This window comes from Nocardioides hungaricus, from assembly GCF_054782915.1.
In genome coordinates this window covers 1-11,265 of sequence record NZ_BAAGRO010000022.1, presented here as the reverse complement: position 1 = coordinate 11,265, position 11,265 = coordinate 1, and the positions used below count along the sequence as shown (strand labels likewise).

Annotated in this window: 9 protein-coding genes and 2 pseudogenes; 2 read left to right on the top strand and 9 right to left on the bottom strand. The window is 66.5% G+C overall.

The features are described from left to right. The 8 genes from ACYVKX_RS10565 to ACYVKX_RS10530 all read right to left on the bottom strand — a co-directional run. A partial coding sequence (locus tag ACYVKX_RS10565; RefSeq protein WP_460831761.1) for an ABC transporter ATP-binding protein occupies positions 1-574 on the bottom strand: 574 nt, incomplete at its 3' end. 62 nt (positions 575-636) lie between these two features. Next, a complete protein-coding gene (locus tag ACYVKX_RS10560) occupies positions 637-1,404 on the bottom strand; it encodes an ABC transporter ATP-binding protein (protein ID WP_460831757.1) in 768 nt (255 codons plus the stop codon). Continuing rightward, complete coding sequence (locus tag ACYVKX_RS10555) at positions 1,401-2,441, bottom strand: branched-chain amino acid ABC transporter permease (RefSeq protein ID WP_460831754.1); 1,041 nt, start codon at positions 2,439-2,441, stop codon at positions 1,401-1,403. Before ACYVKX_RS10555 ends, ACYVKX_RS10560 begins: the two co-directional genes overlap by 4 nt. Further along, entirely contained in the window at positions 2,438-3,304 is an 867-nt protein-coding gene (locus tag ACYVKX_RS10550) for a branched-chain amino acid ABC transporter permease (RefSeq protein ID WP_460831752.1), read from the bottom strand. The genes ACYVKX_RS10555 and ACYVKX_RS10550 overlap by 4 nt, the downstream gene beginning before the upstream one ends. Positions 3,305-3,410: 106 nt before the next feature. After that, the gene (locus ACYVKX_RS10545; RefSeq protein ID WP_460831750.1) at positions 3,411-4,598 is read right to left on the bottom strand and encodes an ABC transporter substrate-binding protein; all 1,188 of its coding nucleotides are present in this window, start codon (positions 4,596-4,598) and stop codon (positions 3,411-3,413) included. 194 nt (positions 4,599-4,792) lie between these two features. Further along, positions 4,793-6,427, bottom strand: coding sequence for an AMP-binding protein (locus ACYVKX_RS10540; protein WP_460831748.1), 1,635 nt, complete (start codon positions 6,425-6,427; stop codon positions 4,793-4,795). Beyond that, positions 6,427-6,795, bottom strand: a complete 369-nt coding sequence (locus ACYVKX_RS10535; protein WP_460831745.1) for a Zn-ribbon domain-containing OB-fold protein — start codon at positions 6,793-6,795, stop codon at positions 6,427-6,429. Before ACYVKX_RS10535 ends, ACYVKX_RS10540 begins: the two co-directional genes overlap by 1 nt. Before the next feature lie 83 nt (positions 6,796-6,878). Then, complete coding sequence (locus tag ACYVKX_RS10530; protein ID WP_460831742.1) at positions 6,879-8,048, bottom strand: thiolase family protein; 1,170 nt, start codon at positions 8,046-8,048, stop codon at positions 6,879-6,881. A 127-nt stretch (positions 8,049-8,175) separates the two neighbouring features. Between ACYVKX_RS10530 and ACYVKX_RS10525 the strand changes: the two genes are divergently transcribed. Beyond that, positions 8,176-9,171 carry a Rieske 2Fe-2S domain-containing protein gene (locus tag ACYVKX_RS10525; RefSeq protein ID WP_460831739.1) on the top strand — a complete coding sequence of 332 codons (996 nt, stop codon included), beginning with the start codon at positions 8,176-8,178 and terminating at the stop codon, positions 9,169-9,171. Positions 9,172-9,849: 678 nt separating this feature from the next. On the opposite strand, the pseudogene ACYVKX_RS10520 reads toward ACYVKX_RS10525, so the two are convergent. After that, positions 9,850-10,768, bottom strand: a pseudogene (locus ACYVKX_RS10520) (IS3 family transposase); the annotation flags it as partial. 108 nt (positions 10,769-10,876) lie between these two features. Here ACYVKX_RS10520 and ACYVKX_RS10515 point away from each other — a divergent pair. Beyond that, a pseudogene (locus tag ACYVKX_RS10515) lies at positions 10,877-11,197 on the top strand (transposase family protein); the annotation flags it as partial. Positions 11,198-11,265: the final 68 nt, after the last annotated feature.

The following is an 11,265-nucleotide window of genomic DNA, read 5'->3' as shown; positions in this document are numbered from 1 at the left end:
TGATCCGGCCGTGCACCATCACGTACCCACGATCGGCGACGGAGAGCGCCAGGCTCGCGTTCTGCTCCACCAGCAGGACCCCGATGTCGGTGCCCTTGAGCTGTTCCAGCAGCTCGCCGATGCTGCGGGTGACGGCCGGCGCGAGTCCGAGGGACGGCTCGTCGAGCATCAGCAGCCGGGGCGAGGTGACGAGACCACGGGCGATGGCGACCACCTGCTGCTGACCGCCGCTCAGCCCTCCGGCACGTCTCGACATCAGCTCGCTGATGAGCGGCAAGTACGACGTCACCCGTTCGAGGTCGGCCTTGGAGGCCCCGCCCTTGCTATAGCCGCCCATCTCGAGGTTCTCCTGGACCGTGAGACTTGGGAAGAGCTGCCGTCCCTCGGGGACGTGGCTGATGCCGAGGCCCACGATCTCGCGCACGGAGCGGTCCCCGATCGAGTCGCCGTCGAGAAGGATGCTCCCCTGATGCGCGCGGTGGAGTCCGGACACAGCCCTCAGGCAGGTCGACTTCCCCACGCCGTTGCTGCCGAGCAGGGCGACGATCTCGCCGGGCTGGACGGTGAGCGACACTTCGTGCAGAACCTCGACAGAACCGCGCCGGACGTTGACTGAGTCCAGCTCGAGCAAGGGGTTCACACCGCACCTCCCAGATAGGCACTGATCACTCGCGGGTCCTCGGCGACCCGTGACGGCGGGCTGTCATCGGCGATCTTGGTGCCTGAGTCGAGCACGACCAGACGGTCCGCGAGGCGCATCACCAGGCCCATGTGGTGTTCGATGATGCACACGGTGGTGCCTTGGTCGCGCAACCGTCGGACGTCCGTCTCCAGCGCTGCGACCTCGATGCTGTTCAGCCCAGCAGCGGGCTCGTCCAGGAGCAGGAGCTCGGGACCGCTGACAGCCGCCATGACCAGGCCGACCCGCTTGCCCTGGCCGTAGGACAGCGACGACGCCGGCATGTCGACGATCTCCCCCAGCTCGAACTCCTCGACCAGACGCTCGACCTGGAAGGCGACCTCCGCGTTCGCGCGCCTCGACTCGGGAAGGCCGAGCAGGTCGCTGACCGGAGACGGTCTGTGGCTCAGGTGCGCGGCGACCTTGAGGTTCTCCCGCACCGACAGCCGGGCGAACATGCGCGCTTGCTGGAACGAGCGCACGATCCCTGCGCGGGCCCTCTTGTTGGGTGTCATCCGTGTGATGTTGGCCCCCTTCCAGAAGAGTTCTCCGTGGGTGGGCCGGACGAACCCGGAGATCATGTTGAACAGCGTGGTCTTGCCCGCACCGTTGGGTCCGATGAGCCCGAGCACCTCCCCCGCCGTCACCGAGATGTCGACGTCGGACACCGCCCTGACGCCTCCGTAGTTCTTCGAGAGCTGCCTGCCCTCCAGCAGAACGGTCATCGCGCCTTGCCTTCCGCCGCCGAGGCCTGGGAAACGTGGATGTCGCCGCCCGGTTCTGATCTCGCGGTCCGGAACCGTTGGAGAGGGCTGCGCCAGAACGAGCTGTAGCCGAGGAGACCGGCGGGCGCGACCAGCATCATCACGACCAGCAGGACGCCGAACAGCGCCCCGCCGTGCTCGCCTCCCCACTTGAAGTACTCCGTCACCGCGATGTAGATCGCAGCCCCTACGACGGGGCCGAACTTGTGCCCGGCGCCGCCGATGACGACGATCGCGATCAACGAGATGACGACGCCGAGCCCGAAGAACGACGGCGCGATGAACAGCAGGTAGGCGCCGTACAGCGCACCGGACACGACCGCCACGACAGCGCTGGCGGCGAACGCTAGCGCCGAGTAGAACGTCCCGTTGATCCCGAGCGAGGACCCGAGGATCCGGTCCTCGCGCACCGCCGCCAGGGCTCGCCCGGTCCGGGTCTTCTCGATCTTGCCGATCGTCGCCAGCGTGAGGAACAGCGCGATGGTCGCCAGCGTGAGAAGCCCGCCATCCTTGGCCGCCAGGTCCCAATGGACCGGGCCGATGTCCACCGAGCCCAAGGCGAAACCCGCGGACATGCCGGTCGTCAGACCGACCCGCTCCCACGACGAGAGGAGTTGGAGGACGAGGGAGGCGAACGCCAGCGTCATGATGGCGAAGTAGAAGCCGGTGAGCCGCAGCGCGACCCATCCGATGATGAGGCTGAGGAGCACGCCGATGACGATGCTGACCAGGAGTGCCAACCAGTAGTTCCAGTCGTACTGCACGGTGAGAACGGCGACACCGTAGGCGCCGATGGCACCGAGCGCCACCTGCGCCATCGAGAACTGTCCGCCGTAGCCCCAGACGATGTTGAGGCTGCTCCCCCACAACGAGAAGATCACGAACAACGTCGTGACGTGCAGCAGCACAGGATCGCCGCTCGCGATGGCCCACACCACCGAGGCAGCCACCAGCAGGTAGGGCACCCAGCCGGCGCGCGCCATCACGAATGCGATCACAGGGTCACCTCACGGCTCGTGGAGAAGATGCCCGAGGGGCGGATGAACAGCACGACGATGAGCAGCGCGAACCCGAGGATGCTGGCCGCGTTCGACGACCAGTAGGTGATGCCGAAGCTTTCGACCATGCCGATCAGCAAGGCGGCCGCCACCGCGCCGAGGGGGCTGCCGGCCCCGCCGAGGATCAGGACGATGAAGCCGGTGATCAACACGGCGTCGCCTCCCGTCGGGACGACCGGGAAGACCGCGGCCAGCAGGCCGCCCGCAAGTCCGCTGAGACCCGCACCGAGGGCGAAGGATCCGTTGCGGATGCGCTCGGTGGGGATGCCCATCAGGAGCGCCGCCTCCGGGTTGTCGGCCGTTGCGCGAAGTGCGACACCGAGACGGGAGAACTTGAGGAACACCGCCAGCAGGACCATCACGGCCGCGGCGATCACCATGATCACGACTCGGTCGCCAGGGATCACCAGACCCGCCGGTCGGAACACGGTTGTGATCTGTGACGGCACGGTCAGCGCATCCACGCCCCAGACGGTCCGGAAGACGTCGGCGAAGACCGCGATCAGTCCGATGGAGATGATCAGGCCGCTGATCGGGGTGTTCCGGACGCGCGCGAAGAGGGTGAGGTCGATGGTGAAGCCAAGGGCGACGAGGGCCAGCGCGGCCAGCGGCAGCGCGAGCCAGTACGACATCCCTCCCTGCAAGATCGCCCAGGTCAGGTACGAGCCGAGGAGCAGCATCTGCCCGTGGGCGAAGTTCACGACGTCCAGCAACCCGAAGATGAGCGTCAGACCCAGGGCGACCAGCGCATAGATCGATGCGAGCATCACGCCGTTGACGACTGCCTGCCCGAAGATTTCCATTCCCGTGTTTCCGTTCCGATCGTCGGCGGCGGCACGCAGGCCAGGTCACGCGGCGACGCAACCCGGCCTGCTGCCTAGCGTGCGTGCGAGCTGGATCTCACGCTTCCTACGACGCGTCGTCCACGTACGAGGACTGACCGTCGATCACGAACTGCGTCTGGGGCGGGAACGTGACGTTGTGTCCGGAATCCCACTTGATGTCCAGTCCGCGGTTCGGGTAGTCCGATGCCTTCTCGTCGCTCATCGCCTCGCTGATCGCCTCCAGGTCGGTGGTCGTGCCAGCGATCTCGATCGCACGGGCCAGCGTCCGGATGGCGTCGTAGTACGAGAAGATGTAGAAGTCGCCGGGGCCGACGTCCTCGCCGAACTCATCCTTGTAAGCGTCTCGGACGCCATCCAGAGAGGTGTCCTCGAGGTTGTCGATGGCGCGGGTCGGGATCGTGAACGACGCGTCCACGTCGAGTCCCTCGACCACGGCGGCGCTGACGCCGGGCGCGAAGGCGAACTTCGGGTTGAACTGCGCCTCGCCCGCCTGCTTGAGGAACGGGGTGGCAAGACTGTCGAGGTAACCGAACACCACGAGGTCCGGGTTCGCGTCCTTCATCTTGGTGATGTACGGCGAGAAGTCCTGGGTGGTGGCGACGAAGTTGTCCGAGTACACGATGTCGACGCCGGCACTCTCGAACGCCTCCGTATAGGCGTTGACGTGTTCCTCGCCGGAGGGGTCGGCCGGCTCCAGAAGGGCGACGCTCTCAGGATTCCACTTCTCGATGACCGACTTGACGTTTCCGGCGATGCTGCCGGTCGGCCCGCTCACCGGCTGCTGGGTCGGGAACAGGTACTTGCCTTCGTCGGTCCCGACCAGCGTGGGCGCGACCGTGGCTGCGGTGATCGTCAATGCGTCGCGACCGCTCATCGTCTCCCACACGGGGGCGAAGATCGTGCCAACCGACGGTCCGACGAGGAACTTGTATCCGTTGTTCAAGAACTCTTGCGAGATTCCGATCGCCGTCTTCGGGTCGGTCTTGTTGTCCTGGAAGTCCAGCTCGAACTCGTAGGTCTTGCCGTCGACCTCGATACCGCCGTTCGAATTCACCTGCTCGACCGCGAGCTCCATGCCCTTCTGCCACACCTGGCCGATCGAGGCGGCCGGACCCGTCGTCGGCGCCTGCGCTCCGAGGGTAATGGTCGCTCCGGAATCTGAGCCGCCGTCGTCGCTGCTGCCCCCACATGCGGCCAGCGCGAACGCTGCCGAGGCCAGGAGCGCGACGAACTTGATCTTGCTCGTTCGCATGCCAGTTTCTCCTTATTTTGGGTCGACCCTGTGGCAGGGCCCGAACGTGACCGAGACTCTCCGGTTTGAACAGCAGTGTTGATCTGGCGCGTCAGCGTATCTGTTGACTGCCAGTGTGGCAAGGACCACATGGCCCTTGTGTCAGCGATGCGCGCAGGGCTAACTGGATGCGAATTTCCCTGCGGTCGAGGTCCTTACCGGGCGACGCGACCGCGCCGCCCGAGTACGATGCCGGCCGCTTCCCTGTCCCACACCAACGGGCCGACGCCCTCGGCGCGCAGCTTGTACTTCTCGACCTTGCCGGAGGGGGTCCGCGGCAGATCGGTGACGAGCTGGAGGTAGCGAGGGACCGCGAAGTAGGGCATCGCGTCGATGCAGAACTCGATCAGCTCCTCGTGCCGGAGCTCTGCTCCGCCGACCAGCACCACGACGGCCTTGACCTCGTCTTCGCTGAGCTCGCTGGCGACCCCTACGACGGCCGCGTCGAGCACCTGCTGGTGGGATCGGAGTGCGCTCTCGATCTCGAAGGACGAGATGTTCTCACCACCGCGGCGCAGGTAGTCCTTCTTGCGATCGACGAAGTACAGGTAGCCGTCGCCGTCGAAGCGCCCCAGGTCACCGGTGTGGAACCAGCCGTTCCGGAACTGAGCCATGGTGGCCGCCGGGTTGTTCAGGTAGCCCTCGAACATGACGTGGGGTCGTCTCGACCGGACGACGATCTCACCAACCTCGCCCGGTGCCAGCGGCTGGTCGTCATCGTCGAAGACCAACACGTCAAAGAAGTCCCGGTTCACCTTGCCCGCCGAGCCGGGATGCAGCCGCTCGGTGACGTCGGACTTGACGACGGGCGCTGCCTCGCTCAACCCGTAGACGGTCTCGAACCGGCAGCCCCACCGCTCCTCCAGCGGGCCCTGGAGCTCGGCGGCGACCGGCAGGGCAACGACGACGTCGATGCCCTCGTCGTCGTCCGGCTCGCGGGCCGCGAGCAGCGGCACCATGGAGCCCAGCAGGATGGTGGCCGTGCACCGTTCCTCACGGATCCGCGCCCAGAAGCCGGAGACGCTGAAGTGGTCGTCGACGACGCATCTGACACCGCGCGACAACGCGCCGAGGATGGCGACGCCCTTGGCGGCCAGGTGGAAGATCGGAGTGCACGAGAAGAATGCGGACTCGTCGTCCACGCACCACATGCCCGACTCCTGAAAGGCCAGTTCCACCAGGTAGTTCTGGGTGAGCACGGCACCCTTCGAGGGACCGGTCGTCCCGGACGTGTACACGATCGACGACGGAACGTTCCAGAACCGCTCGGTGTCGAGGATCGGCTCGGGCTCGGGCCGGTAGAGCACGTCGGCCGGGTGGACCGACACCGCGGTCCCCAGGGTCTGGAGGACTGCGTCGTCCTCGACCTCACCTCGCACCAGCACGTGCACGAGATGGGGCAGGGACGCTGACACCGCGGCAAGGGCGGGCACGAGCGCGGCGTCGACGATCACCACCGTGGCGCCACTGTCGCGGAGCTGGTGCGCCAGGAACTCGCCGCGGTAGGACGAGTTGATCATCACCTCGGCAGCACCCAGCATCGACACCGCGAAGAGGAGGTACACCTGGTCCGGACAGTTCTCGGTCAGTCCGGCAACCACGCCGCCCTCCTCGACCCCGAGGTCGCTCAGGGCGTGTGCAGCACTCGTCGACCGCTCGTGGATCTGCTGGTAGGTGATCCTCTCGGCGCCGAACTGCAGCGCGATGTGCTCACCTCGTCGTTCGACCTGTCGAGCGAGCATGCCCGGCAGCGACTTCTGCTCGCTTGCCGTCCACGTGCTGCTGCTCATCACGGCTCGATCACCGGCCGGAACACCGGGACGGCTCCGTCACCCACGGGATGGAACGAGACGGCCAGGCTCATGCCGATGTGGACGTCGTCGACCACGCAGTCGACGACGTTGCTGAACATCGGATATCCCTCGGCCATGGCGACCACGGCCAGCACGTAGGGGACGGCGATCGCCGGGTCCGGCGCGCGATAGATCGTCGTGAAGCTGTACAGGGTGCCGGAGCCGGTCGACTCGGTCCAGGACCAAGCCTCGGACGCGCAGTGGGTGCACGCTTCCTCCGGGCGGAAGAAGCACCGCCGGCAGGCGTCGCACTGCTGGACGAGGAGGCGCCCCTCCCGGCAGGCGTCCCAGTAGGGTCGGGACACGTCGGTGGGCTCGGGAAGTCTCCGTGCAACGGCGTGCAGGATTGCGCTCATGCTCGTCCTTCCGGTCGTTGGTTGAGCGCACCTCAGGCGCCCAGGAGTGCCATCTCGATGTGCTGGGCACCCGAGCCCGCGTTGACCGCGAGCGCGAGGTCCGCACCGGGGACCTGATTGACCGCGGTGCCGCGCAGCTGTCGCACGCCCTCGATGATCCGTTGGCTGAGGTGGCCGGGGGGCGCCCAGCTGTGGGCGAGGATCCCGCCGTCCGGGTTGACGGGCAGGGCACCGTCGAGGTCGATGAACCCGGTCTCGACCAGGGGTCCGCCCTCCCCGGGACCGCAAGCCCCCAGCATCTCCAGCTGCCGGATGACCTCGAATGAGGTCGCGTCGTACAGCAGGGCGACGTCGAGGTCGTCGACCGTCGCATCGCTGATCTCGAGGCACTTCGTCACCGCCTCTGTGCCCAGCGCCTGGACCTCGCTGAGGAGTGGCGGGTCGGCGTAGGCCCCCCGGAGGAACTCCATGCCTCCGCCGAGCACCCGAACCGGCTTCTGCCGCAGGTCGGCTGCTCGCTCGGCTGTCGTCACCACCATGCCGAAGCCCCCCTGCCCGACGATGCAGCAGTCGAGCAGGTGGAGCGGTGAGGCGATCATCCGCGAGGCGAGGACGTCCTCGACTGTGTAGGGCCCGCGCCCGTACATGATCGCCTCGGGGTTGACGTGGCCGTTGTTGCGAATGGAGCTGGCGACCCGCGCCAGCTGCTCCGGCGTCGTGCCGAACTCGTGCATGTGCCGTTGCGCGACCAACGCGAAGTGGGGCATGACCCACTGCCCGTAGGGATCGGAGAATTCCAGGTCGAGGCCGGTGCCCACGGCACTGCCCTCCGGAACCGGGTTGCCGTCCGGGGACCAGGACCCGGCGAGTCCCGCCGCGACCACGGCGGACTCACACAGTCCGGCACCGACGGCGGCCGCGGCCTTCAGCAGGCCGCGGATGCCTGCGGTGTCGAGATCCGCGTCCATGGTCCAGCGCAGCCGGCCGTTGAGGTACGGCGCCCAGTTCGCGCTCCCGTCGAGGGGAGCCCCCGACCTGCCGGGCCACACGACCGCTGCCCCGTCGATGTCCGACAGCGACAACCCGGCGTCGGCCACCGCGCCCTTGACGGCCTCCATCGTCAGGCTGAAGGAGGTCCTACCGCGGAGATCTCGGCCCAGCTCCGTCGTGTAGACCCCCACGATCGCGACGTCCCGCAACATGAGTCCTCTCAATCTGACCGACTGCCGACTGCCGCCGACAACAGTAGTGTTGATCAATGCCAGCGTAGACCACCATAATCAACGTTGGTGCTGACTCCCGGCATCGGTCGTTCCAGGAGGGTCGAGCATGAAGAACTTCCCGCACACTTCGTACGCCACGGGCTGGTACCAGATCGCCTACAGCGCCGAGATCGCACCTGGTCAATCGATCCCATTGCGGTACTTCGATACCGAGCTCGCGTGCTACCGCGATGCGCACGGCGACCTCCATCTCAGCGATGCGTTCTGCCCGCACCTCGGCGCGCACCTTGGACACGGCGGCGTCGTCGAGGACGGCGGTATCCGCTGCCCGTTCCACGGGTGGAAGTGGGACCACGAAGGACGGAACTGCGACATCCCGTACAGCCGGCCGAAGCAGATGGGGCTGCAGATCAAGCAGTGGCCGGTGCACGAGGTCAACGGCGTCGCCTTCATGTGGTTCGACCCGGCCGGTGAGGAGCCGACGTGGGAGCCCGATCCGCTGGTGTGGGAACAGCCAGACGAGACGAGCGACTACTGGCCCATTCATCCCGACACGAGTCACTCATGGCGACGCGTGAAGTTCATTCCTCAGGTGGTGACCGAGAACAGCTGCGACGCTGCACACTTCCGTTACGTCCACGGGGCCGACGAAGTCCCCGAGCTCGTCGACTTCGGCGAAGCGGGACACGTCTTCACCTCAGAGCTGCGGATGCGGTTCGGCGGAGGCAAGGAGTCCTCGTGGGCGACACCGTACGGCCCCGTACTGGGAAGCATCGCCAACCGGTGCTACGCGGTCGGCTACACGTCGAGCAGGTTCCGCTCCTTCGACACCGTCTACACCCTGGCCGCCACGACCCCGGTGGACCACGAGACATCGGACCACTTCGCGACGGTGTGGGTGCCGAGGCTTCGAGGTGACGGCAGCGAGCTGACACCGGCCCTGCGCGACCGGTGGTCTCGCCAGCAGATATCCCAGCACGCCGCGGATTTCCCAGTCTGGGAAAACATGACCTACGTTCAGCGACCACCCTTCGCGCGAGACGAGGCCGCGGCGTTCCGGGCGCTTCGAGCCTGGTGCGACCAGTTCTACGTCTCGGAGTAACATCACCCCGGAGTTCGCGCCCCGGCCAGTGCTCCAAACCTCGGGCCGCGGCCGCCGGGCGCACCCGACCGGGCAGCACAGCGACGGGCGGAATCGTCCAGTGCTTGCCATCGTGGGTGAACTCCTCGCCAGTGAAGGCCAAACGCAGGATCTCGATCGCCCCCGACGGGTGGGCGGAAGACTCGTTCGACGCTCAGATCTCTGCGCCCCACGGGGACTACAACAAACCCGAACGAGTAGTCCAAAATTTGCGGCCACCACGCCACTGACGACGCGCCGTGAGGAGCACCTGGACGACGCAGCCCGAGGGCGGGCGCCGTCCGCCCGCGCTATCCGGTTGCGGCGGGAGAATCGTCGCCAGCAGATAGAGATCGAGATCCTCAAGAAGGCCAGTTGTTGCCTACTCGCGCAGGAGAACGTGCTGCCAAAATAGGGTTCCGGCCGGTCCACGAGCTCGCCGCGGACGCGTACCCCGTCGCGGTGACCTGCCGGGTCTTGAGGGTCTCTCGGTGGGCTACTACGAATGGGGCGACCGGCCGCCGCCGCAGGCCAACAGTTCCTGTAACCTCGCAAATCAAAGGCATGTTGTGGCTCCATAGACGTCCAGCGTTGTCCAGCCTGACCCATGCCGGTTTTGCCTACAATCGGGACTGCTGCACGATCGGGTGACAGGTTGAGTCAGGCAGCCTGAGTGGCTGGCGTGGTCATGATTGCTTCGTACTCGATGGGGGTCAATCGACCGAGAGCGGGTTGTCGTCGGCGCCGGTGGTAGGTCCGTTCGATCCAGGTCACGATGGCGATCCGCAGGTCCTCGCGGGTGGTCCACGACCGGCGGTTCAAGACGTTCTTTTGCAACAGCGCGAAGAAGCTCTCCATGGCGGCGTTGTCCCCGGCTGCGCCGACTCGGCCCATTAGGCCGACCATGGCGTGACGGTTCAAAGCGTGGACGAATTTCCTGCTTCGAGATTGCGATCCTCTGTCGGTGTGGACCACGCAGCCGGCGATGTCACCGCGCCTGGCGACGGCGTTGTTCAGCGCCGCGACTGCCAACCTGGACTTCATCCGCGAGTCGATCGAGTAGCCCACGATCCGGTTGGAGTAGACGTCCTTGAAGGCGCACAGGTAGAGCTTCCCCTCGCTGGTCCGGTGCTCGGTGATGTCGCCGATTTACAGCTCGTTAGGGGTCGGCTTCGAAGACGTGCCGGATCACGCCGTGCTTGTCGAGCACGGCGCACAGGTCGTCATGGACGGGCGGACCGGGCTTCTTCGCCTTGCTCTTCTTGGGTTTGCCGAACGCGCTCCACCAGCCGTTGTCCGAGCAGATCCGCCATGCGGTCCGCTCCGCCATCGACTCACCGGCGTCCCGGGCCTCGTCGACCAGGAACCGGTACCCGAACTCGGGGTCGTCCTTTTGCGCGTCGAACAGGGCGTTGGCTCGATGGGCCTGCTCCAGCTCAGCGGCGGTGACTGGCTGCGCGAGCCAGCGGTAGTAAGGCTGGCGAGCGATCTTCAGCACCCGGCACGTCACCGTCACGGGCACCCGGATCGGTGCGTCCTTGGTGGCCAGCTCGCGGACGAGCGGGTACATCATTTTCGGCTCTTGTGACTCTTCCGTGGGTGGATGTTCGCGCCTGAACGGTCGCACGCCGTTCCCGCTCTAGATTTCTGGCTTGTCTAGAACCGAAACGGCAGAGCGGAGAACGGCGTGCGAAGCGCCAGCCTATGGCGTGCCCTATTGGGCGTCGAGAACACCGTGATCGAAGAGATCGAGTTCGACGAGGACAGCGAGTTAGTCGTTGCGCATGTGCGACCGCGACGAGTTGCTCGCGGTCGTTGCGGACGCTGCGGTGCCCGGGCGTCGTGGTACGACCACGGCGAGGGACGCCGTCGCTGGCGGGCCTTGGACCTGGGCAGTGTCGAGGTGTTCCTTGAGGCCGATGCGCCGCGGGTGAACTGCCCGACCCATGGGCCAACAGTGCGGCAGGTGCCATGGGCTCGGCACAACGCCGGACACACGCGGGCCTTCGGGGGGTGTCAGATGGTCTGTGTAAGCGGTCGGTCCCAGCAGAGGAATGATGATGACTGCTGTGAGCG